Source organism: Paraburkholderia fynbosensis (assembly GCF_902859935.1).
In the GTDB taxonomy this organism is placed as follows: Bacteria; Pseudomonadota; Gammaproteobacteria; order Burkholderiales; family Burkholderiaceae; genus Paraburkholderia; species Paraburkholderia fynbosensis.
In genome coordinates this window covers 158690-181673 of the sequence record NZ_CADIKI010000003.1, presented here as the reverse complement: position 1 = coordinate 181673, position 22984 = coordinate 158690, and the positions used below count along the sequence as shown (strand labels likewise).

19 protein-coding genes and 1 riboswitch are annotated in these 22984 nt (G+C 66.9%); of the genes, 10 read left to right on the top strand and 9 right to left on the bottom strand.

Annotated elements, in window-relative coordinates; genetic code table 11:
* The first annotated feature begins 124 nt into the window (after positions 1 to 124).
* Positions 125 to 383: riboswitch (cobalamin riboswitch) on the top strand.
* A 92-nt stretch (positions 384 to 475) separates the two neighbouring features.
* The 6 genes from HV770_RS06480 (at position 476) to cobC (ending at position 6878) form a co-directional block, all read left to right on the top strand.
* Positions 476 to 2431, top strand: a complete 1956-nt coding sequence (locus HV770_RS06480; protein ID WP_175158627.1) for a TonB-dependent receptor domain-containing protein — start codon at positions 476 to 478, stop codon at positions 2429 to 2431.
* A gap of 27 nt (positions 2432 to 2458) precedes the next feature.
* Positions 2459 to 3520, top strand: coding sequence for a FecCD family ABC transporter permease (locus HV770_RS06475; RefSeq protein WP_175158626.1), 1062 nt, complete (start codon positions 2459 to 2461; stop codon positions 3518 to 3520).
* A complete protein-coding gene (locus HV770_RS06470) occupies positions 3517 to 4359 on the top strand; it encodes an ABC transporter ATP-binding protein (protein ID WP_175158625.1) in 843 nt (280 codons plus the stop codon). The genes HV770_RS06475 and HV770_RS06470 overlap by 4 nt, the downstream gene beginning before the upstream one ends.
* A 37-nt stretch (positions 4360 to 4396) precedes the next feature.
* Positions 4397 to 5458: a nicotinate-nucleotide--dimethylbenzimidazole phosphoribosyltransferase gene (gene cobT / locus HV770_RS06465; RefSeq protein WP_175158624.1), complete on the top strand. Its 1062-nt coding sequence runs from the start codon at positions 4397 to 4399 to the stop codon at positions 5456 to 5458.
* 68 nt (positions 5459 to 5526) lie between these two features.
* Positions 5527 to 6303 carry an adenosylcobinamide-GDP ribazoletransferase gene (locus tag HV770_RS06460; RefSeq protein ID WP_175158623.1) on the top strand — a complete coding sequence of 259 codons (777 nt, stop codon included), beginning with the start codon at positions 5527 to 5529 and terminating at the stop codon, positions 6301 to 6303.
* On the top strand, positions 6288 to 6878 hold the full coding sequence (gene cobC, locus HV770_RS06455) for an alpha-ribazole phosphatase (protein WP_121316772.1): 591 nt from the start codon (positions 6288 to 6290) through the stop codon (positions 6876 to 6878). Before HV770_RS06460 ends, cobC begins: the two co-directional genes overlap by 16 nt.
* Positions 6879 to 6980: 102 nt before the next feature.
* Here cobC and HV770_RS06450 read toward each other — a convergent pair whose 3' ends face one another.
* From HV770_RS06450 to cobU, 4 genes are all read right to left on the bottom strand, one after another.
* Positions 6981 to 7901, bottom strand: a complete 921-nt coding sequence (locus tag HV770_RS06450) for a cobalamin-binding protein (RefSeq protein ID WP_175158622.1) — start codon at positions 7899 to 7901, stop codon at positions 6981 to 6983.
* 68 nt (positions 7902 to 7969) lie between these two features.
* Positions 7970 to 9025: a threonine-phosphate decarboxylase CobD gene (gene cobD / locus HV770_RS06445; protein ID WP_175158621.1), complete on the bottom strand. Its 1056-nt coding sequence runs from the start codon at positions 9023 to 9025 to the stop codon at positions 7970 to 7972.
* On the bottom strand, positions 9018 to 9953 hold the full coding sequence (cbiB, locus tag HV770_RS06440) for an adenosylcobinamide-phosphate synthase CbiB (protein ID WP_175158839.1): 936 nt from the start codon (positions 9951 to 9953) through the stop codon (positions 9018 to 9020). The genes cobD and cbiB overlap by 8 nt, the downstream gene beginning before the upstream one ends.
* On the bottom strand, positions 9953 to 10507 hold the full coding sequence (cobU, locus tag HV770_RS06435; protein ID WP_175158620.1) for a bifunctional adenosylcobinamide kinase/adenosylcobinamide-phosphate guanylyltransferase: 555 nt from the start codon (positions 10505 to 10507) through the stop codon (positions 9953 to 9955). Before cobU ends, cbiB begins: the two co-directional genes overlap by 1 nt.
* Before the next feature lie 324 nt (positions 10508 to 10831).
* Here cobU and HV770_RS06430 point away from each other — a divergent pair, with 324 nt between their 5' ends.
* Entirely contained in the window at positions 10832 to 12289 is a 1458-nt protein-coding gene (locus HV770_RS06430) for a cobyric acid synthase (RefSeq protein ID WP_246290749.1), read from the top strand.
* A 60-nt stretch (positions 12290 to 12349) separates the two neighbouring features.
* Here HV770_RS06430 and HV770_RS06425 read toward each other — a convergent pair whose 3' ends face one another.
* Positions 12350 to 12769, bottom strand: coding sequence for a PaaI family thioesterase (locus HV770_RS06425; protein WP_175158619.1), 420 nt, complete (start codon positions 12767 to 12769; stop codon positions 12350 to 12352).
* Between the two features lie 228 nt (positions 12770 to 12997).
* Here HV770_RS06425 and HV770_RS06420 point away from each other — a divergent pair, with 228 nt between their 5' ends.
* Complete coding sequence (locus HV770_RS06420) at positions 12998 to 13630, top strand: ParA family protein (protein WP_175158618.1); 633 nt, start codon at positions 12998 to 13000, stop codon at positions 13628 to 13630.
* 160 nt (positions 13631 to 13790) lie between these two features.
* On the opposite strand, the gene panD is transcribed toward HV770_RS06420, so the two are convergent.
* The 4 genes from panD to HV770_RS06400 form a co-directional block, all read right to left on the bottom strand.
* The gene (panD, locus tag HV770_RS06415) at positions 13791 to 14177 is read right to left on the bottom strand and encodes an aspartate 1-decarboxylase (RefSeq protein WP_007175926.1); all 387 of its coding nucleotides are present in this window, start codon (positions 14175 to 14177) and stop codon (positions 13791 to 13793) included.
* 43 nt (positions 14178 to 14220) lie between these two features.
* Complete coding sequence (gene panC / locus HV770_RS06410; RefSeq protein WP_175158617.1) at positions 14221 to 15054, bottom strand: pantoate--beta-alanine ligase; 834 nt, start codon at positions 15052 to 15054, stop codon at positions 14221 to 14223.
* A 213-nt stretch (positions 15055 to 15267) separates the two neighbouring features.
* Positions 15268 to 16143 (bottom strand): segregation and condensation protein A, encoded by an 876-nt coding sequence (locus HV770_RS06405; RefSeq protein ID WP_175158616.1) that lies wholly within the window; start codon positions 16141 to 16143, stop codon positions 15268 to 15270.
* Between the two features lie 16 nt (positions 16144 to 16159).
* Positions 16160 to 16345 carry a DUF3460 family protein gene (locus HV770_RS06400; protein WP_121316781.1) on the bottom strand — a complete coding sequence of 62 codons (186 nt, stop codon included), beginning with the start codon at positions 16343 to 16345 and terminating at the stop codon, positions 16160 to 16162.
* A gap of 227 nt (positions 16346 to 16572) precedes the next feature.
* Between HV770_RS06400 and HV770_RS06395 the strand changes: the two genes are divergently transcribed.
* Together HV770_RS06395 and HV770_RS06390 are read left to right on the top strand one after the other, a co-directional pair.
* Complete coding sequence (locus HV770_RS06395; RefSeq protein ID WP_246290748.1) at positions 16573 to 18408, top strand: autotransporter assembly complex protein TamA; 1836 nt, start codon at positions 16573 to 16575, stop codon at positions 18406 to 18408.
* 28 nt (positions 18409 to 18436) lie between these two features.
* Positions 18437 to 22852 carry a translocation/assembly module TamB domain-containing protein gene (locus HV770_RS06390; protein WP_175158614.1) on the top strand — a complete coding sequence of 1472 codons (4416 nt, stop codon included), beginning with the start codon at positions 18437 to 18439 and terminating at the stop codon, positions 22850 to 22852.
* Positions 22853 to 22984: the final 132 nt, after the last annotated feature.

Below are 22984 nucleotides of genomic sequence, written 5' to 3'. Positions count from 1 at the left end.
TCGCTATGTGCAGGCTTTTGCCGACCATATGATGAAAAGGTACTCCCCCATCGGACAATAACCTGCACCTAACAGAACGGCTTGCGCCCGGTTTGACCTTTCTTGACGCACGTCGAGGGTGCTCCTAAACTGCCGGCACTCTGGTGCCCGCGCCGCTGTTCACAGTGCGCGCAGTTAAACGGGAAGCAGGGCGCGCGATGATCGAACTGAACGCGCGAACCTGCGCTGCCCCCGCAACGGTAAGCGACCGCATTCGTCATGCAGGTCGGTCCTGATCGCGTGCCTGAAAGTTCAACATGCGAGTGTGCCACTGCGCGTTACGCGTGGGAAGGCGGGATCGATGTGTCGTTAGCCCGGATACCGGCCAGAGGGAGAGGCACGTCCCCCGCGAAATGCAAGAAAGCGTGGGCGCTTCGTTATGCATCGGCCTGCGGGGAAGCGGGCCGCGCGAGCTATCCACAGGAATCGTCATCCCATGCTGTCCCCCATCGCCCGCGCGGCGCTGCTCGCTTTTGCGGGCTTGCCGCTCGTCGTGCATGCGCACACCGCCGACTCGTCGCCGGGTTCGTCCTCTGATTTGTCTGCTGCTTCGGCCAGTGCTTCGTCCGCCTCCGATGCCGACGCAGAAACCGACGCACAAGCGAACGCCGCCGCTCAGAATGCCGTGCCCGCCGTGTTGTCACCGGTCGTCGTGACTGCGGAGCGCGGGCCGCAAGCGCTCGCGGACGCGATCCCGCAGACCTCGCTGTTCGATCAGCAGGATCTCGCCGACACCACCGCGACCGACTTGCCCGGCCTCCTGCAACTCGCGCCCGGTGCGCAAATCTCGCGTACGGGTGGTCCTGGTTCGACGACGAGCCTTTATTTGCGCGGCGCGTCGTCGACGCAATCGCTATTGTTGATCGACGGCGTGCGCGTCGACTCGGTGAGCCTCGGTGCGCCACAGCTCGCGCAGATTCCGCTCGACCAGATCGATCACGTCGAAGTAGTGAACGGCAACGTGTCCGCGTTATATGGTTCGGGCGCGATTGGCGGGGTGGTGCAGGTGTTCACGAAGGAGGGCGGCGATCATCCGCCGCGTTTCAATTTTTCGGTGGGCTACGGCAGCTATCACACGCAGACGCAGCAGGCAGGTGTGAACGGCGCACTCGACAAAGACGGCCGCACGACCTTCAGCCTCTCGCTCGCGCGTTCGAAGGACGCCGGCTTTTCGTCGCTCGATCCGCAGCTGGCGCCCGGCGCCAATCCGAACGCGAACGGCTATCTGAACGAGAGCATCACGGCGTCGTTGCGTCACAAGTTCACCGACCGCTGGGACGCGGGCGTCAACTATTTCCAGTCGAACGGCAATAACAGCTACGACAACCCGTACGGCGCGCCGACCGATCTGAACAACCTGTACAGCAAGGTGCGCCAGGCGTCGGTGTTCGCCAACGGCAAGCTGACCGACTGGTGGACCACGCACTTCATCGTCTCCGAGGGCGACGACCGCAGCGTGTCGAAGACCAACGGCATCGACAACGGCCGTTTCGATACCGACAATCGCCAGTACACCTGGCAGAATGATTTCGCGTTGGCCGCGCGGCAGAAACTGCAGGTGGGCTACGAGCATCTCGATCAAAGCCTCGACTCAGATACGTTCGCGGCGCCGGACCGTCATGTGGATTCGGGCTTCATCGGCTACACGGGACGCTTCGGGCGCAACCAGATTCAAGCCAACGTGCGGCACGACCAGTATTCCGATTTCGGCGGGGCGAACAGTTACTATCTCGGCTACGGTTTCGACATCGCCGAACACTGGAAGGCAACCGCAAGCTATTCGGATTCGTTTCGCGCGCCGAGTTTCGACGATCTGTACTATCCGCTCAGCGGCAATCCGTCGATCCAGCCCGAGCACAGTCATTCGCTCGAAGCGGCGGTGCAGTACGCGTCGAACGCACTCGGCGTGATGCGTCTGAGCGCATTCCAGACGCGCTATTCGAATCTGATCGACTACGCGCAGGTGACGCCCGGCATCTATCTGGCCGAGAACGTCGGCCGTGCGAAGGTACAGGGGCTCGAAGGATCGTGGAGCGGACATGTCGGCAAGACGGACGTGCGCGCGTCGTTGACGCTGCAAAATCCCGTCGACCTCGACAACGATGTCGACCTCGTGCGGCGCGCGCGGCGTTTCGGCTCGCTGACGGTGAATCGCAGCATCGCGGGATGGCGCGTCGGCGGCGAGTGGATCGTGAGCGGCCCGCGCGAGGACAGCAGCGGCAAGCTGGGCGGCTACGGCGTCGTGAATCTCTCGGCGCGCTACAACATCACGAAAGCGTGGTACGTGAGCGCGCAAATCCATAACCTGTTCGACAAGGACTATGAAACGGCCTACTCGTATAACTCGCCGGGACGTGGCGCGTATGTCACGATCGGTTGGCAGCAGCAGTGATGGCTGCGCCGCGCTGAACGTGCGCGAATGAGCCGGCATCCTGGTTCGATGCCGGCCGCCGTGCGCGTGATGAACGCGAAACGGGCGGCCGCCATCTGGCTCGCACTTGCGGTGCTCGCGCTGGCGGTGCTGATGGCGTCGCTCGCGCTGGGTAGCGTGTCGCTCGCGCCGTCGCGCGTGCTGGCGGCGCTGCTGCCGTCGCATGGGTTGTCTGGGGTGCCGGGCGGGTCGGCGGATCTGGCGAGCGAGATCGTGCGCACGCTGCGTTTGCCGCGCGCGCTGGCCGGCTTCGCATGCGGCGCGTTGCTGGCGTTGGCCGGTGCGCTGTTGCAGGTGCTGTTGCGCAACCCGCTTGCCGAACCGTACATATTGGGCGTGTCGGGTGGCGCGGCAAGCTTCGCGCTGGTGGCGATGATCGCCGGCAGTGCATGGTGGATCGTCGATGCCAGCGCCTTCGCCGGCGCCTTCGTATCGATCCTGCTGGTGCTCGGTCTCGCGCGCCGCGAATTGTGGCGCGGCGAGCCGCAGGACACGTCGCCGCGTTTGCTGCTGACGGGCGCGGTGATCGCGGCGGGGTGGGGCGCGCTTATCACGCTGCTGCTCAACCTCGCGCCCGACAGCCGTTTGCGCGGCATGTTGTTCTGGCTGACCGGCGACCTCAACGGCGGTGCGCTGCCGTGGACCGCGCTCGTTGCTTTGATCGTCGCGTTGCTGGCAATCGTGCCGGTGGCCCCGCGCCTGAACCTGCTGCTGCGCGGCGACGCAGCTGCGCAAGCATTGGGCGTCGCGGTGATGCCGCTGCGTTTGCGCGTCTATCTGGTGGCGTCGCTCGCGGCGGCGGCGGCAGTCACCACGGCGGGCACCATCGGCTTCGTCGGTCTGGTGGTGCCGCATATGTTGCGGCTCGCGTTCGGCAACGATCAGCGCATGCTGTTGCCTGCGGCCGCGCTCGGCGGCGGCGTCGCGGTGATGGGCGCGGACCTGATCGCGCGCACCGTGATTGCGCCGGCGCAATTGCCGGTCGGCGTGATCACGTCGATCGTCGGCGTGCCGGTGTTCCTGTGGATGCTGTTGCGCAAACGCCGATGACGCACGCTCATACCCACCTCGAACCCGCCGCGCTCAGCGCGCAACGCCTGACCTTGCGCGCCGGCGCGCGCACCTTGCTCGATGCGTTCACGCATACGTTCCATGCCGGCGAGATCTGGTGCGTCGCGGGCCCGAACGGCGCGGGCAAGACCACGTTGCTGTCCACGCTCGCGGGTCTGTTGCGCCCCGCAGCGGGCCATGTGGAACTGGATGGCCTGCGCCTGTCCGACTGGCCGCCGTTGCCGCTCGCCCAGCGGCGCGCATTGATGCCGCAAAGCGCACCCGATGCGTTCAGCGCGAGCGTGCTCGACATCGTGACGCTGAATCGCTTTCCGCATCTGAGCGGCTGGGGCTGGGAGCGCGAAGCGGATCGCGCTGCCGCGCGTGCCGCGCTGGACCTGCTGGGCCTCGCCGACTTCGCCGCGCGCGACGTGCTGTCATTGTCGGGCGGCGAGCGTCAACGCGTCGCGCTGGCGGCGGTGCTGTGTCAGGACGCGCCATTGTTGCTGCTCGACGAACCGTTGTCGCATCTCGATTTGCATCATCAGATCGACTGTCTCGACGCGCTCGCCGCATGGACGCGCGAGCCGCGCCGCACTGTGATGTTCTCGTGCCACGACCTGAATCTGGCGCGCCGCTTCGCGACGCACGCGCTGCTGCTCGACGGCGCGGGCGGCGCGTATGCCGGGCCGGTGCATGACGTGCTCACGCCCACGCTGACGAGCCGCGCATTCGGCTATCCGTTGATTCTGATTCGCGACGGCGAACACGAGGCGCTGATTCCTGCGCCGCGTGCGCGTCATGGATCGCCCGCCGGCGATGACGCGCCGGCAGGATAATCGCCCGATCAAAACACTCTCATTTCAGACCACGCTTATGACCTCTTTGCCACGCCCGGCCGGTTTGCCCGAAGTCGCACCGCTCGATCAAACGCTGCGCGCCGAGCTGCAACACATCATCGATACCAAGACCAAGCCGCCGGGCAGTCTTGGGCGGCTCGAAACGCTCGCGCGTCAGATGGGCCTGATTCAGCGCAGCACGAAGCCGACGGTGCAGCGCCCGGCGATGATCGTGTTCGCCGGCGACCACGGCATTGCCGCGGAAGGCGTGAGCCCGTATCCGCAAGCGGTGACCGCGCAGATGGTCGCCAATTTTCTCGCGGGCGGCGCGGCGATCAATGCATTGAGCGGGGTCGCCGGTATCGAACTCGAAGTGGTCAATGCGGGCATCGCGACGCCGTTGCCGTCGACCGACGGCCTCGTCGATGTTCCGGTGGCGAGCGGCACGCGCAACTTCGCGCACGAACCCGCGATGACCCATGCGCAAGCGCTCGCCGCGATGCAGGCGGGCGCGGCGCGCGTGCGGCATCACGCGGCGCTCGGCACCAACGTGATCGGCTTCGGCGAGATGGGGATCGCGAACACGTCGTCGGCCGCGTGTCTGATGAGCCGTGTATGCAACGTGCCGATCGACGAATGCGTCGGCCGTGGCACCGGTCTCGACAACGCGGGGCTCGCAAAAAAACGCAACGTGCTCGCAGCGGCGCTCGCGCAGCATGCCGGAGCCACCGCGCCGCTCGACGTGCTCGCAACCTTCGGCGGTTTCGAGATCGCAATGATGGCCGGCGCGTATCTCGCGGCCGCCGAAGCGCGGATGACGATCCTCGTCGATGGTTTCATCGCGACCTCCGCGTTGCTGATCGCCGATGCCTTCGCACCGAGCGTGCGCGAGTACTGTGTGTTCGCGCATGCGTCGAACGAAGCGGGGCACCGGCGCATGCTCGATCATTTCGGTGCGCTGCCATTGCTGTCGCTCGACCTGCGCCTGGGCGAAGGCACCGGCGCGGCGCTCGCGGTGCCGCTCTTGCGCGCTGCCGCGGCATTCGTCAACGAAATGGCGAGCTTCGATTCGGCGGGCGTCGCGAATCGCGATGCGTGAACCGTTTCACGGTGACGCACCAGCCGCTCGCAGCCACTCACAGATACCCCCAGACACCCGGCCCATTCATGAACCCGCTCGCGGAACTGCGCTATTTCTTTACGGCGCTCGGTTATTTCACGCGCGTGCCTGTGCCGCGCTGGGTCGGCTACGAGCCGCATTATCTGAATGCGGCCGCGCGCTATTTCCCTTTGGTCGGCGCGTTGATCGGCGCGCTCAGCGCGCTGGTCTATCTGGCGGCGCTGCGCGTGCTTCCGGCGGGCGTGGCGGTATTGCTGTCGATGGCCGCGTCGTTACTGGCGACAGGCGCCTTTCATGAGGACGGTCTCGCCGATTGCGTCGATGCGTTCGGTGGCGCATATAACCGCAGCGATGCGTTGCGCATCATGCATGACTCACGCATCGGCGCTTTCGGCGCCATCGCACTGGTGATCGCGCTAGCGTTGAAGTGGCAGACGCTCACGGTATTGCCGCCGTTGCGTGCCGCAAGTCTGATGATTGCCGCACATGCGGCGAGCCGCGCGTGCGCGATCAGCTATCTGGCCACGCTCGACTATGTTCGCGCCGAAGGCAAGGCCAAGCCGGTCGCGCAGCGCCTGAGCGGCCCTGCGTTGCTGTGCACGGCGTTGTTCGGCTTACCCTGGCTGCTGTGGCCGAATGGGCCTGGCGTGCCGGACTGGCGCTTCGCGGCCGTGACGTTGGCGGTGCTGATCGCGCTGCGGTTTGCACTGGGCCGCTATTTCGTCAAACGCATTGGCGGCTATACCGGCGACTGCCTCGGCTTCGCGCAGCAGATCTTCGAATTGATCATCTACCTGGTGGGGCTTGCATGGATATCGTCCTGATTCGTCATCCCGCCGTGGCGCTCGATGCGGGCGTGTGCTACGGCCACAGCGACGTTGCGCTCGCCGCCGACGCCGCGATTTCGTCGAGCGCGCTCGCGTTGAAGCTCGCGAAGTTGCAGGTGCCGGCGCCGCGCGTGTTGATCTCGAGTCCGCTCACGCGCTGCTCGGCGCTCGCCGCCGAAATAGCGAACGACTTCGGTTGCGTGCTCAGTCACGACGACCAGCTGATGGAAATGAACTTCGGCGAATGGGAAACACAGCGCTGGGACGAGATCGATCGCACGCTGCTCGACGACTGGGCCGCGAATTTCGAACACGCGCGTGCGCATGGCGGCGAGAGCGTGGCGCAATTCGTCGAGCGCGTGCGCGCGTGGGTCGATGCGTTCGTGCAGACGCGCGAGCTGTCGCCGGCGTATGTGGTCACGCATGCCGGCGTGATGCGCGTGATCGCGTCGCTGGTGCTGGACGTGCCGCTGGAGCGGTGTCTGAAATGGTCGCTCGAAATGGCGGGGGTCGTCTGGTTGCGCCGCAATGATGACGCACAGCGGTGGTCGCTGGTGCGGTGGAATGCGTGACGGGGGTGGGGACGGGTGGTGCGAGCAAGGCGGGGCTGATTGCGAGGTGCGTGGTTGCCCTTGAGGTCGGGTTGATCGCGCGACGATCGGCATGCCTTCACATCACTGCGCCCCCGGCTTCCTGCGCGAGCGCGCCGTCTCCAGATCTTCACATAGCCGCTGCGCGCCTTGCACGATGCGCGGGGCTGGCCGGTTGATCAGATCGCCGTCGATGGCGAAGAGGTTCTGATGCGCGACAGCCGTGAGCGCGGGCCACGCGCGCCATGTGTCGAGTTGCGGCAAGCGCGTATCCGGCTGCGTCGCGCCGGGCGCCGACGTGACGATCGCTTCCGGATTCGCGGCGAGCACCGCTTCGGTCGAGACGGTCGGCACCAGCGGCTGAAGTCCTGCGAACACGTTGCGGCCGCCGCACAGCGTGATCACGTCGCTGACCATATGCTCGCCGTTGAGCGTCATCAGCGGCTTGTCCCACACCTGATAGAACACCCCGACCGGCGGCCGGCTCGCATACCGCGTGCGCAACCGTGCGATGTCCTGACGATACGCGGCCGCCGCGGCATCCGCAGCCGGCGACGTGCCGAGCAATTGCCCGAGCTTCGTCAGCGAAACGGCTACGTCGTCGAGATGATGCGGCTCGCTGAAGAACAGCGGCACGTGCAGCTCGCGCAGGCGTTCGAGTTGACGCTGCGCATTGCCATGCCGCCAGACGACGATCAGATCGGGCTTCAACGCGACGATGCGCTCGAGGTCGAGCGCCTTGTTGTCGCCGACGCGCGGCAGCTGCTGCGCTTGCGGCGGGTAGTCGCTGTACGACACCGCGCCGACCATTTTTGCGCCGCCGCCCGCCGCGTACAACAGCTCCGTGACGTGCGGCGCGAGGCTGATCACGCGCTGCGCGGGAGCGGGCAAGGTGACGGTTGCGCCGGTGTCGTCGGTGACGGTGATCGCGGCGTGGGCGCCCAGCGAAGTCACGCAAAGCAACGCGGCGATGAAGCGCGGAATGAGGCGGGCGGGTCGGGTCATCGGGCGAGGAGGTTGGTGTGCGTGAAGGGCATGAGGGGACGCTGCAGGGTCGTGCCTGCCTCGCTACGTCAACCGCCTCGCGCGATATCGAGTGCCTGCATCGCTTCGCGCAGGCTTGCTTCGAAGCGTGTCCATTCGGCTTCGCTAGCGGGCAAACCGAAACGCACGCTGCCCGACGCGGTGAAGAGCCGGGTCCATACGCCACGCCGCGCCAGCGCTTCGTGCAAAGCGGCGGCGCGCGCGTCATCGGTCCATGCGAAAAGCGGCGTGCCGTGTATGGCAAAACCGTAAGCGCGCAATCGCTCGGCCAGTCGCGCGCTTTCGCCGTCGAGTCGCGCGCGCATTTGCCGTTGCCACGCTTGGTCGGCGAATGCGGCCTTGACTGCGTGGCGCGCCGGGCCGCCGACCGTCCACGCGCCCAGCGTGCGCCGCAAGGTGTCGAGCAACGCGGGCGCACCGAGCGCGAAGCCCGCGCGCACGCCGGCGAGCCCGAAAAATTTCCCCGGCGAGCGCAACACGATCAGTCCGTCGAGGTGCGTGCTGGCCGCGAGCGACGCCTCGGGCATCGTATCGGCGAAAGCTTCATCGACCAGTAACGTGCCGCCGCGTGCGCGCAATTGCGCATGCCAGCGCAGCAATTTGTCGGCGCTCAGATGCACGGCCGTCGGATTGTTAGGATTCGCGACGATTGCGTGCGTGAGCGCGTCCGGCAAACGCTCGCAGCACACGTCGAGCGGCGCGACGCGATGTCCGGCTCGTGCGAACGCCGGCGCGTATTCGCTGTACGTGAGCGGCGCGATGCCGACGCTTGCGCGCGGCAGTAACGCGGGCAACGCGCGAATCGCCGCCTGGCTGCCGGCGACGGGCAGCACGTGCGCCGCATCGGGTGCGCGGTAGTAGCGCGCGGCGCAGGCGGCGAAGTCGTCGCCTTCGTCGGGCAGACGCCGCCACGCATCGGCGGGCACGGGCGGCACCGGATAGCCGTGCGGATTGATGCCGGTCGAGAGGTCGAGCCACTGCGCGTACGGGATGCCGTAGCGTTCGGCCGCTTCGTGCAGATTGCCGCCGTGGACCACGATGTCGTTCGCCGCGCTGCTCGGGTGGTCCGCCATGTGATCAACCATGAAAGGGCACGCTCAGCAACGCCAGCACGATCAGCACAGCCAGCCACAGAATGATCGTCCGCTCGACCAGCGCCAGCGCCGCCGTCACGTGGCTGGCCTTGGCGGGGTGGCCGAAGCCGAGGGTCGGGCGCTGTTCGAGCGCGCCGTGATACACCGCCGGCCCGCCGATCAGCACGTTCAGGCTGCCGGCGCCGGAGGCCATTACCGGCCCCGCATTCGGGCTGTCCCAGCGCGGTGCCTGCTCGCGCCAGCAACGCCAGGCGGTATGCGTGTCGCCGAGCAATGCATAGCTGGCGGCGGTCAGACGCGCGGGCATCCAGTTGAGCACGTCGTCGAGGCGCGCCGCGGCCCAGCCGAAGCGCAGATAGCGCGGCGTGCGATAACCCCACATGGCATCGAGCGTGTTGGCCAGACGAAACCCGAGCGCGCCCGGGCCGCCCGCGATCGCGAACCAGAACAGCGCGCCGAAGATCGCGTCGTTGCCGTTTTCGAGCGCCGATTCGACGGCCGCACGCGAGAGCGCGGCTTCATCGGCATGCGCGGTTTCGCGCGACACGATGCGCGCGGTCAGCTGGCGCGCTTCTTCGAGATCGCGTTGCACAAGAGCCCGCGCGATCGGCGCAATGTGATCGTGCAGGCTGCGCGCGCCGAGCGCGAACCACAGCAGCATGACGTGCACCGCGCAGGCGGCGAAGAACGGCAGCACCGCGACCAGCCACCACGCGATCAGCACCGGCGGCAGCACCGCCAGTGCCCACGCGAGGAGTCCCTTGAGCCGCAAGCGCCGGCCCGTGTTGTAGCGCTTCTCGAGACGCTTCGCCCAGTTGCCGAAACCCACCAGCGGATGCGCGACGCGCGGCTCGCCGAACCAGCGGTCGATGACCACGCCCGCGGTCGCGAGCGTCACGAGGAGAGGAAGCGAGAGCATCATGCGAGGCCCGCTGTTTTCAGCGCGAGCGGCAAGCCGGCGACCATCATCGTGGCCGTGGTGCTCAATGCGGCGATGCGCTGATTGAGGCGGCCGAGCTCGTCGACATAAAGACGCGTGGTCGCGCCGAGCGGCACCACGCCCAGGCCGATTTCGTTGCTGACCACGATGATCTTGCCGTGGGCGTTCACGAGCGCCGCTTCGAGTGCGGCGACCTGCGCGTGATAACGATCGATCGGCAGCGCTTCGCCTTCAGCCGGACAGAGCACATTGGCGAGCCACAGGGTCAGACAGTCAATCAGCAGGCAATGGCCGGGGGCGTCGCTTCGCGTGACGGCACCCGCGAGGTCGACGCCTGCTTCGAGCAACTGCCAATGCGCGGGACGCCGCGCGCGATGATGCGCGATGCGCGCACTGAATTCGGCGTCGTCGGCCACGCGCGCGGTGGCGATGTAGGTGACGGGGAGAGCGCTGTCGTCGGCAAGCTGTTCGGCGTGCATGCTCTTGCCCGAACGGGCGCCGCCGAGAACGAAAGTGAGGTCGCGGGGAGTCATCGCGTGATTGTACCGGCGTGCAGCGTGGGCCGGCGCGATGGGATAATGCGGCGGGCGTGGCGATGTGTGGGGGTGGGAGAGACACGCGGCGCGGCGGTCTGAGCGCCGAAGTACCCGTTATGCCTCAACGCCCCACGCGATCTGTTTGTCGTGCCGCGTCCTTGCCGCCGCATCGCCGCACGCACACCGCTTGCCGTTTCGCTACGACCTTCACCACCCTTTGCTTCACTGCCTTTTCACTGCCGAGCCCGACCTCCCGTGACCACCACTTCGACTTCGCTTCCGCTCCCGCATGACGCCGTCCCCGTGCCGCGCGGCACGCTGATGATCCAGGGCACCACGTCCGACGCCGGCAAGAGCACGCTGGTCGCCGGCCTCTGCCGGCTCGCGCGCCGCGCCGGCGTGCGGGTCGCGCCGTTCAAGCCGCAGAACATGGCGCTCAACAGCGCGGTGACCGTCGACGGCGGCGAGATTGGCCGCGCCCAGGCGTTGCAGGCGGTGGCCGCGGGGATTGCCGCGCACACGGACCTTAACCCGGTACTGCTCAAGCCGACCAGCGATCGCGGTGCGCAGGTGATCATCCACGGCAAGGCGCGCATGAATCTCGACGCGCGCGCGTATCACGACTACAAGCCCGTCGCGTTCGAAGCAGTGCTGCAGTCGTATGCGCGTCTGCAGGCCGCGTACGACACGATCTTCGTCGAAGGCGCGGGCAGTCCCGCCGAAATTAATCTACGCGAGCGCGACATCGCCAACATGGGTTTCGCGGAAGCCGTCGATTGCCCGGTGGTGCTGGTCGCCGATATCGATCGCGGCGGCGTGTTCGCGCATCTGACCGGCACGCTCGCGTGCCTGTCGGCGAGCGAGCGGGCGCGAGTGCGCGGCTTCATCATCAACCGGTTTCGCGGCGACATCAGCTTGCTGCAGCCGGGGCTCGACTGGCTCGAAGCGCAGACCGGCAAGCCGGTGCTCGGTGTCGTCCCCTATCTGCACGGGCTTACGCTCGACGCGGAAGACATGCTGCCACCCGAGCTGCGCGCGGCGCACAGCGACGCGGGACGAATGCTGCGGGTCGTCGTGCCGGTGCTGCCGCACATCAGCAATCACACTGATTTCGACGCGCTGCGCGCGCACCCGCAGGTCGACTTTCACTATGTGCGTAGTGGCACGCCGCTGCCGCCGGCCGATCTGATCATCCTGCCGGGCTCGAAAAACGTGCCCGGCGACCTCGCGTTCCTGCGCGCGCAAGGCTGGGACGCGGTGCTGCAGCGGCATCTGCGCTATGGCGGGCGCGTGATCGGCATTTGCGGCGGCATGCAGATGCTCGGGCGCGAAGTGGCCGACCCGCATGGCGTGGAAGGCGCGCCAGGGACGTGGGCGGGGCTCGGCTGGCTCGATTACTCGACGATACTTACACGGGAAAAGACGCTGAAGAACGTGACCGGAAGCCTCGCGCTGCCCGGATCGCCCGAAGTGGCCGGCTACGAAATTCACATGGGCGAGACGCATGGCCCGGCGCTGGACGCGCCCGCGCTGTGTCTGGAAACCACGCAGGGGGCGCATCCGGACGGGGCAAAGTCCGCCGATGGCCAGATCCTCGCCACCTACGTGCATGGGCTGTTCGACACGCCGGCCGCGTGCGCCGCGTTGCTGGCGTGGGCCGGTCTGAGCGACGCGCAGCAGATCGACTACCCGGCGCTGCGCGAGGCGTCGCTGGAGCGCCTCGCCGATACGCTGGCCGGCCATCTCGACCTGGCGAAGCTTTTTGCGGCAATTGGCTGAGCGAAATCGGTTCGAGGTGAACGGTTAAATTCCGCAGTACGCCGAGCCGCGCTCAATCCTTCAATACAACACGATCTGCGTGCAGCGGAACAGCGCCATCGTCTTGCCGTTGGGGTCGGTGACGGTCGCATCCCATACCTGCGTGCTGCGTCCCAGATGCACACCCTTGGCGACCGTGCGGATCGTCCCTTCAGTCGCGGTGCCGAGAAAATTGCTTTTCAGTTCGATGGTCGTGAAAGTGCGCGCCGTTTCCGGCAGGTGCGCGAGGCAAGCGTAGCCACACGCGGTATCGGCGAGACCGATCACCGTGGCCGCGTGCAGGAAGCCGTTCGGCGCGAGCAACTCGGGGCGCACGGTCAATTCCGCGGTCAGAACGCCTTCTTCCAGCGACAGCACCCGTACGCCCAGCAAGCCTGGCAGCTTGCCCTGCTGGCGTTCGTGCAGGCGTTCGACGGTGTATTCCGGGCGGAGTTTGCTCATGGGATTCGGGTCCGTGATTGAATAAAACGACAGGGCAAAGCGGTCGATTAGCCCTGATTCGCCATGTGGGGGCTTCGCCGCAGTGCATTTGTCGATATTATCAACGCCTGGATCGGCGGGCGAACCCGAAACGGTACGAGATCGGAACCCGCCGGCGCAAGTCACAGCAATAAGCAATCGCGCGGCAAACCGGCTGGCGGCGACCAGCCTTCTTTTCCGGGAGCATTCATGACGGTGATCGTGGTGGCGAATCCAAAGGGCGGCGTGGGTAAGAGCACGCTTGCGACCAATCTGGCCGGCTATTTCGCCGCGGCCGGCGAATGGGTGGCGCTTGCCGACCTGGACAAGCAGCAGTCCGCGCACGCCTGGCTGGCATTGCGGCCCGACACGTTGCCGGCCATCGAGACATGGGAAGTCAACCAGGACACGCCGGCCAAACCGCCGAAGGGCCTGGAGCATGCGGTCATCGACACGCCGGCGGGCCTCCACGGCCATCGCCTGAGCATCGCGCTGGATCTGGCCGACAAGGTGATCGTGCCGCTGCAGCCGTCGATGTTCGACATTCTTGCCACCCAGGAATTTCTCGAGCGGCTCGCGAAGGAAAAAGCGGTCAGGAAAGGCGCGATCGAAGTCGGCGTGGTCGGCATGCGCGTCGATGCGCGCACGCGTTCGGCGGAGCAACTGCATCGCTTTGTCGAGGGCCTGGAGCTGCCGGTGCTCGGCTTTCTGCGCGACACGCAGAACTACGTGCAATTGGCGGCCCATGGGCTGACCCTGTGGGATGTCGCGAAAAGCCGCGTCGAGAAGGACCTCGAGCAGTGGCAGCCGATCGTCGAATGGACGAATGGGGCCGCGCGCTAGGGTTGAGGCGTAGCAGGCTCAAGGTGGCGAGGCAGGCGCGGCTATGGCCGCCCGCTCACCGGGCGCTTGCATAAGCGCGGGCGCGTGTCCGTGAAATGAAAACGCGCGTCGAAAAAGCAACGCGCGTGCAAAGCAAACCCACAACGAACGACCGCCCGGCTCAGGTCCAGTTCTGCGTCGGCACGTGATCGCGGCTGCCCTTGATCCTGTTGTTGTCGTCGACGAACACCAGGTCCGGCTTCCAGCCCGCTTTCAGTTCCGCTTCATCGACCACCGCGAAGGCCGCGATGATCACCAGATCGCCCAGTTGCGCGCGCCGCGCGGCCGAACCGTTCAGCGAAATCATGCCGCTGCCGCGCTCGCCCTTGATCGCGTAGGTCGAGAAACGCTCGCCGTTGTTGATATTCCAGATGTCGATCCGTTCGTTTTCGACGATGTTCGCCGCCTCGAGCAGATCTTCGTCGATCGCGCACGAACCTTCGTAGTGCAGTTCGCAGTGCGTGACCGCGACGCGGTGGATTTTCGACTTCAGCATGTTGCGTTGCATGACCAATCCTGTATGGCTTCAGTGACTGCTTTCGGTGACGGCTTCAGATTTCGAGGTTGTCGATCAGACGGGTCGCGCCGAGCTTGGCCGCGGCCAGCACGACCAGTTCCGCGTTCGCGTCCTGCGCGCCGGGCGGAAGCAGGTCCGAGCGCTTGCGCACCGCGATGTAATCGGGCTGCCAGCCGCGCGCGGCGAGGGCCGCCATCGCCGCCTGTTCGAGTTTCGCGAAGTTGCGCTCGCCCGACAGCACCGCGTCGCGCACGCGATTGAGTTCGGCGGCCAGCACTGGCGCTTCGGCGCGTTCGGCGGCCTGCAGATAGCGGTTGCGCGAGCTGAGCGCGAGGCCGTCGGCATCGCGCACGGTTTCGGCGGCGATGATGTCGGTCGGCAGCGCGAATTGATGGCACATGCGGCGCACGATCATCAGCTGCTGGTAATCCTTCTTGCCGAACACCGCGACGCGCGGCTGCACGCACGACATCAGCTTCATCACCACGGTGCACACGCCCTGGAAGAAGCCCGGCCGGAATTCGCCCTCGAGGATGTCGCCCAGATCGTGCGGCGGATGCACGCGATACTCCTGCGGCTCCGGATACAGATCCCGCTCGGTCGGCGCGAACAGCACGTAGACGCCTTCCTTCTGCAGCTTGTCGATGTCGGCTTCGAGCGTGCGCGGGTATTTGTCGAAGTCTTCGTTCGGGCCGAACTGCAGCCGGTTAACGAAAATGCTCGCCACCACCGGGTCGCCGTGCTGGCGGGCGAGGCGCATCAGCGACAGATGGCCCTCGTGCAGGTTGCCCATGGTCGGCACGAAGGCCGTGCGATTCTGGCCGCGCAACTGGTCGCGCAATTCATGGATCGAGCTAATGACTTTCATGATCGGACAGGAATTTCCTCGCGCGGCGCGCGACTCGGTTGGCGCAAAGGCTTCAGCGCATCGCGCGGGCCGCCGCTCTCATTGACGATGACGGGTTTGAAGCGCGGGATTGTAGTGGATTTGTGAGCTTGGCGCACCGAAACGAGGCAAGCTCGTGAAGCCGCCGCCGGTGCGCCGGCGCAAGCGGCTCCGGCGCGCGTGGCATTGACGGCGTCAGGCCGGCAAATAGGCGAGCCGCACATAGATCGGCGCGAACGGCTCCGCCTGGGTGATTTCGACGAGCGACTCGCGGCACAACTCGAGCACGGCGATGAAGTTCACCACCACGACCGGCACGCCCTTGCTGGTGTCGAACAGATCGGAGAACTCGATGAAGCGCGCGTTTTGCAGTTGCCGCAGGATCGAGCTCATATGCTCGCGCACCGACAGCTCCTCGCGCGAAATCTTGTGATGCTGCACGAGCTTCGCGCGCTTGATCACATCGGCCCAGGCGCTGCGCAGATCCTCGCTGTTCACGTCCGGAAAACGCGGCGTGATGCTCTGCTCGATGTAGACCTCGGCGCGCAGGAAGTCGCGCCCGAGTTGCGGCAACTGGTCGATGCGTTGCGCGGCGAGCTTCATCTGCTCGTATTCGAGCAGGCGGCGCACCAGTTCCGCGCGGGGATCTTCGGCTTCCTCGCCGCTGTCGGCCTTCTTCACCGGCAGCAGCATGCGCGACTTGATCTCGATCAGCATTGCGGCCATCAGCAGATATTCGGACGCGAGTTCGAGATTGGTCTGGCGCAACTGGTCGACGTAACCGAGGTATTGCACCGTGACGTCCGCCATGGGGATGTCGAGCACGTTGAAGTTCTGCTTGCGGATCAGGTACAGCAGCAGATCCAGCGGTCCTTCGAACGTTTCGAGGAACACCTCGAGCGCATCCGGCGGGATGTACAGGTCGGTCGGCAGCTTGAACAGCGGCTCGCCGTACAGGCGCGCGAATGCGATGCCGTCGACGGTGTCGGGCGTCGAATCGGTGGCGGGCGCGGCCAGCGCGGCGTCGGCGGGGGCCGGCGCGGGGCCGTGTACCTCGTCGGCGTGAGTCATCGCGGCGGTGGGGCGCTTAGAAGTTCTGATAGTACGAGTAAGACGTCTGTTCCACGCGCGAGGCTTTCTGCTCGGCGCGTTCTTCGAGATCGATCGGCTGTTTGTCCCACAGCAGCGCGCGGCCGCGGCGCTGCTCGGCTTCCAGATTGGGCTTCTGTTGCTTGAGCTGGTTCAGGAACTGGGTGATGTCCGATTGATACATGGCTCGACGTCCGTGGGGTGGGTGAGTGGGCGGCTGCCCGGCAGGAACCTGACAAGGCGCAGCGCCGTTATTCGGAATTTTACCGCATGCGCCGCGCGCGGTCGAAAAACGGCGAGATTGGGCCTTTTTGAGATCTCGCGGCCTCCGCCGATGTGGTCAAATAGCATGCCACGGCCGCCGCGCGGCCAGGCGGGAAAAAATCATCAATCATGGCTGGGAGGTCCCGTTTGGCGGGAGGTGCGATCGACAAGCCGCGTCTGCGGCGCGGCAAGGCCGGCTCGCGGCGCGTGCGTGCGGCGTCCGCGCTGTGCCGGCTGCGCGCGTGGCTGGCTTTCGGGATCGTCATGCTGACGCTGGCGGCCGGCGACGCGCACGCCGCGCGCGCGGCGGCGAGCTACAAGGTTGACGTCGTGGCCACGCCGCGTTCGCTGCGCCGGCTGCTCGAAGCACACCTGGACATTGCCCGCTTCGCCACACGCCCCGACGTCAGCGCCGACCAGTTCGCCTTCCTGATTACCGCCACGCCGCAGCAGGTGCGTGATCTGGCCGCGACGCAGGGCTACTTCACGCCGGTCGTCAGCACGGATGTGCGTACCGTCGACGACACACGGCGCGTCACGGTCAACGTCGATCCGGGCCCGCAAACCATCGTCAAGTCGGTTACGCTGACGTTTCGCGGCGCGGTGCTCACCGAAGACCCGGAGCAGGAAAACGCCACGCGCTTCGCATTTTCGCTGCATGAGGGCGAGCCGTTCTCGCAGAGCGCCTGGGACGACGCCAAGAACGCGTCGCTCAGAGTCCTCTCGTCGCGCCGCTATCTGGCCGCGAAGATCTATCACTCCGAGGCGCGGGTCGATCCGCGCACGCATGAGGCGACACTGTCGGTCACCTACGAAAGCGGGCCGACCTTCACGATGGGCGAGCTCGACGTATCGGGCACGCGGCGCTATCCCGAGTGGATCGTCCACAACGTCAATCCGATTTCGCCCGGCGACATCTACGACACGCGCCGCGTCGCCGAATTGCAGCGGCAGTTGCAGAACACGCCGTACTTCGCGAGCGTCGCGATCGATCTGGATAACGACCCGACCAAGCCGATCAACACACCAGTCCATGTGAAGGTCTCGGAATTTCCGTTTCATGGTTTCCGCGGCGGGGTGGGCTACTCGACCGATAACGGCCCCCTGGTCCAGGGCTCGTACACCTATCTGAACACGTTCGGCAAGGCATGGCCGTTCACCGTCGAAGGCCGCGCGGACCAGACCCAGCAATACGGGCAAATCCAGCTCTCGATGCCCCCGGGGCTGCGCGGCTGGACCAACAGCGTGCTGGCGTCCTACACCACCACCGACGTGTCCGACACGCGCATCTACAGCATCCGGGGCGGCGTGCAGCGCGCCCGCACGTCGCAGTTCCTCGACTACAACTACTCGCTGCTGTACTACCAGGACCGGCTCGACCAGAACACGGCCCCGCCCTCCACGGCGCGCGCGCTGGTGCCCGCGTGGTCCTGGACCCGGCGCGACACCGACGACCCCTTGTTCCCGCGCAGAGGCAATCTGATTCACGCCGAGGCGGGCTTCGCGATCAAGGGCGTGCTGACCGATCAGACCTTTATCCGCGGCTACGCGCGCGGCCAGCAATACGTGCCGATCGGCAAGGACGACATCGTGCTGATCCGCGCCGAACTCGGCGGCGTGTTCACGAGCGGTCCGTCGAGCGGCATACCGGCGTCACTGCTGTTTCGGGCGGGTGGATCGAACTCGGTGCGCGGCTACAGTTTCCAGAGCATCGGCAACAACGTCGGCGGTTCGGTGCTGCCCACCAAATATCTCGTGACGGCGGCGGCCGAGTATCAGCACTGGTTCTCGCACGACTGGGGCGCGGCCGCGTTCTTCGACATCGGCACCGCCACCGACACCTGGGGTGAAAAAGTCTTCTATCCGGGCGTCGGCATCGGGGCGCGCTGGCGCAGTCCGGTCGGCCCGGTCAATGTCGATATCGCTTATGGGATCCGTGGCAACCGCGTGCGGCCTTATCTGACGCTCGGTATCGCCTTCTGATGAAAACCTGTTTTGACATGATTCGCGCATGACCACGGACGCAGCCGACCCGCCCAACCCGCAGCCGCCCGGCGCCAATCCGCCCGGACAGCCGCCGCCCGAGCCGCCGCCGCGCAGGCATCGGCTCGGCCGCGTGCTGCTGAAAACGTTCGTCTCGACGGTGCTGGTGTTGGTGCTGTTGGTCGGGCTGACGGTCGGCCTGCTGTATGGCGCGCTGACCACCGAGCGCGGCACCGCCTATGCGTGGCAGGCGGCGCTCAGGCTGCTGGACGGTCGGCTGGGCGGCACGCTGGAGGGCGGCACGCTCGCGAACGGCGTGCAACTGCGGCAGGTACGCTGGCGCAGCCTTGACGGCAGCGGCACCGACATCCAGATCGATCGCGTCGCCGGCCGCTGGGCGCTCGCGCGCGAACCGTGGCGCTTCACGATCGACTACCTGCATGTCGGCACGATCGACGCGCGGATCGGCGCGTCGTCGTCGAGCAGCAGTGAACCGCTGAAGCTGCCGCAGGATCTGCGCTTGCCGATGCAGCTCGACGTGCGCGACGTGCAGGTCGACAAGCTGCTGCTGCACCAGGGCGCATCGACCACCGAGCTGTCGCGCTTCGCATTTCATGGACGCAGCGACGGACGCCATCACGAGGCCGCCATCGAGCGGCTCGATACGCCGTTCGGCGCGGTGACGGCGTCGGCGAAGCTCGACGGCGTGCGGCCGTTTCCGCTCACCGGCGAGGTCGGCTATTCGGGCAAGGTCAATAACGAGGCGGTGGAGGTGGGCGGGCATCTGGGCGGCTCGCTCGAACAGCTTGTCGCCGAACTCGACGCCACCGGTATGAAGCTCGCCGGCCATGCGCGGGTCGAGGCTACGCCGTTCGCCGCGGTGCCCTTGCAACGTGCGACGCTGAGCTTCGACCATGTCAATCCGCAAGCCTTCGCGCCCGGCGCGCCGCTGGCCGATCTGGCCGTGCGCGCGGAGTTGCAGCCGGTGGGGCAGGATCAGGCGGGGGTCCCGGGCGCGGGCGGTCTCGCAGGGGCGAGCGCTGCCAGCGGGACGGTCGCGGGCCGTGCGAGCGGTGCGACGGATGCCGCCAGCGGCGCGGTGGGCGGCGCACCGGGACCGGCCAGCGCCGTCGTCCCGGGCGGCAGCGCGACGGCGAACCACGCCACCGGCCACGGGAAACACGACGCCGCGCCAACCGGCGCCGCAGGCTTCGCGGTTGCCGGCCATGTATCGATCGTCAATGCCAAACCCGGTGCGATCGACCAGAACCTGCTGCCGCTGATCGACGCCAACGCCGATGTCCGGCTCGACGCCCAGGCCCAGCGCATCTCGAACCTGAACGTGCGGATCGTCCGCAACGCGACGATCACCGGCGGCGGCGCGTTGACCGGCCGGCGCGGGCAGTTCGATCTGCGCGTAGCCGGGCTCGACCTGAATGCGCTGCAAGCGACGGTGCGGCCCACGCAACTCGCCGGGACCATCGGCATCCGCCTGAACGACGACATCCAGAGCCTCACGCTCGATCTCGCCGATCCGCGCGCGGCGCTGCGCGCCCAGGGCAAAGTGACGTTCGATCCCGCCCGGATGAGCTTCAACGACCTGCGCATCACGTCGGGACGCGGGCGCATCGATTTGTCCGGCGCGCTCAAGCACGACGCGAATTCCACCTACAACCTGAAAGCGCAACTGACCGATTTCGACCCGCTGACGCTGGCTTCGCAGATGCCGTCGCGCACGCCGGTCGCGGGGCCGGCGCCCGCGGCGAGCGGCGCTCAGCGCGCGCGCACCGCGCAGGCGGCGGCGCTAGCCGGCAGCAGCGCCGGCGCAAGGAGCGCGGCGCCGGGCGATCAGGCCGCCGCGATAGCGAAAAACACGGCCAAAGCCGCGGTGCAGACCGAGGTGGTGCAGCGCAGGACGCCCGCGCCCGCTCGCGCCGCCACACACGCCGCGCCTGCCGCGCGCAAGATCGAAGCGCGAGTGAACGGCACGCTCACCGCAGTCGGCGTGCTGGGTCCCGTCTTCACGACCAAGGCCGAATTCAGGTTGGGTCCGAGTGTCTACGACAATCTGCCGCTGACCGGCGGCGGTACGATTCAGCTCGCCGGCTCGCGAATTCTGCCGAGCCGCGCGAATCTGTCGGTGGCGGGCAACCAGGTCGATTTGCAGGGCAGCTTCGGCGCGAGCGGCGACCGGCTGCGGTTTCGCGTCGACGCGCCGCAGCTCGAGCGGCTCGGTTTCGGCCTCGCAGGGCTCATCGCTGCCGATGGCGACGTCACCGGCTCGTTCGCGCACCCGAACGTCACGCTGAGCTACAAGGCCGACAGCGTGGTGTTCGGCAGCAACCGCGTGGGCCATGCGGAAGGCCGCGCCGAGCTGCGCGACGGCGCGAACGGCGCGCTCGCCTTCACCACCGACGCGCGCAATCTCAGCGCGGGCGGCGTCGACCTGACCACGCTCACCGCGCGCCTGTCCGGCACGCGCGCCAATCACACGTTCGAAGCGGCGGCAACCGGCAAGCTGCAGGACCGGCCGCTCGATCTGACGCTCGCCGCCAACGGCAAGCTGACCGAAGCGCGCGACGGCACGCGCTGGGACGGCAGTGTGACGCGTCTGCAGAACCGCGGCACGCCGGCGTTCAATCTCGAGTCGCCGCTTGCGGTGAGCGCCGCGCCGAACCGGCTGACGCTCGGCGCCACGCGGCTGACGCTCGAAGGCTCGGTGCTGAGTCTGAAGTCGTTCGCATTCGACCACGGCAGGATCCAATCCGCGGGCAGCCTGACCGACATTTCGCTCACGCGTTTGCAGCAGTTGCGCCATGAGATCACCGGCGAGCCGCCGGCCGTCAGAACCGATCTGGTGTTCGACGGCGACTGGGATTTCTCGCTCGGCGCCACGGCGAGCGGCCACATCCAGTTGCGGCGGCGCAGCGGTGACGTCACGGTCGAGATCGGCCGCGGGCTCGCGTCGACCGGCATCTCGGATATCAGCGCGCGCGCCGAATTCAGCGGCGGCAACCGGCTCAACGCGACGCTGCACGCACAGGCGAGCCGGCTCGGCGTGATCGATGCCGACGCGCACACCACGCTGGTGATGCGCGACGGCCTGCTGACCTTCAACCCGGAGGGCGCGCTGTCCGGCAGCGTGAACGCGAACGTGCCGTCGCTGAGAACGACCGGCGGCCTGCTCGGCCCGAGCTATCTGCTCGACGGCCATCTCGCGCTCAAGCTCGCGCTCGGCGGCACGGTCGCCAAGCCGAGCCTGACCGGCTCGCTGGTCGGCGACGGCCTGTCCGCGACGATGGTCGACCAGGGCGTGCAGTTGAAGGACGGCGTGGTGCGCATTGCGCTGTCGGAGAATCTGGTGGACTTCCAGCAGGTCGAGTTCCGCGGCGCGAGCGGCACGCTGCGCGCCACCGGGCGCGTACGGCTGGACGGCGCGGAGCCGGACCTGGCCGCGAGCATCGTCGCGGACAAGCTCGAACTGTTCGCGTCGCCGGATCGCAACCTGTCGCTGACGGGCAGCGCGAGCATCGCCAACGGCGGCGCGCAGCGCGGGATGGCGATCAACGGTAAATTCATCGTCGATCACGCGCTGTTCGATCTGCCGGAGCAGGCCGCGCCGAGTCTCGGCGACGACGTCGTGATCGTACGCCCGGACGGCACCACGTCAGGCGGCCGCCCACGGCCGGTGGAGGGCGGCACCCAGCCGGTCGGGCCGTTTACGCCGAACGCCAATATCGACATCGGCCTTGGCAATGACTTCCGCTTCCGCGGGCAGGGCGCGGATCTCCGCCTGACCGGCACGATCACCGCGATGAGCGCGCCGAACACGCCGCTGCGCGCGGTCGGCAACGTGCGAGTCACGCAGGGTTCGACCTATACCGCGTTCGGCCGCAAGCTGACCATCGAGAATGGTTTCTTCACGTTCAACGGTCCGGTGACGAACCCCGGCATCAATATTCTGGCGATGCGCCGCAACCAGCAGGTCGAGGCGGGCGTGCAAGTGACCGGCACGGTTCAGTCGCCGGTGGCGCGGCTGGTGTCGGAGCCGAGCGTGCCGGACAACGAAAAGCTCTCGTGGCTGCTGTTCGGACATGGCACGGATCAGGGCAACAACCTGGGCCAGCAAAGCACAATGACGACCGCGCTCGCGCTGCTCGGCAGCGCGACCGGCAAGCGAATCGCGGAGACGGTCGGGCTCGACGAGTTTTCGATCGGGCGAAGCGATGTCGGACTAACCGACCCGCAGGTGGTGATGGTGTCGAAGGCGATCAACGAGTGGCTCGTGATCGGCTACGAGCAAGGGCTGCAATCGGCGAGCAATGCGATCAAGGCGACCGTCAACCTGACGCGCTACTGGTCGGTGGTCGCTTACGGCGGCACGTTCTATGGGGCCGACGTGCTGTACACGCGGCGCTTCGACCGGTTCAAGTCGTTGTGGTGACGCGGTTGCGCCGATGACGTGGAATGCGGCCGCGCGCATCGCCACCCGCCGAATAAAAAACGGCACGCTTTGAAAGGCGTGCCGTTTTTTTCATGCAAGCCCGCAGCGCCGAACGCCGCGAGCGAAGCCGTC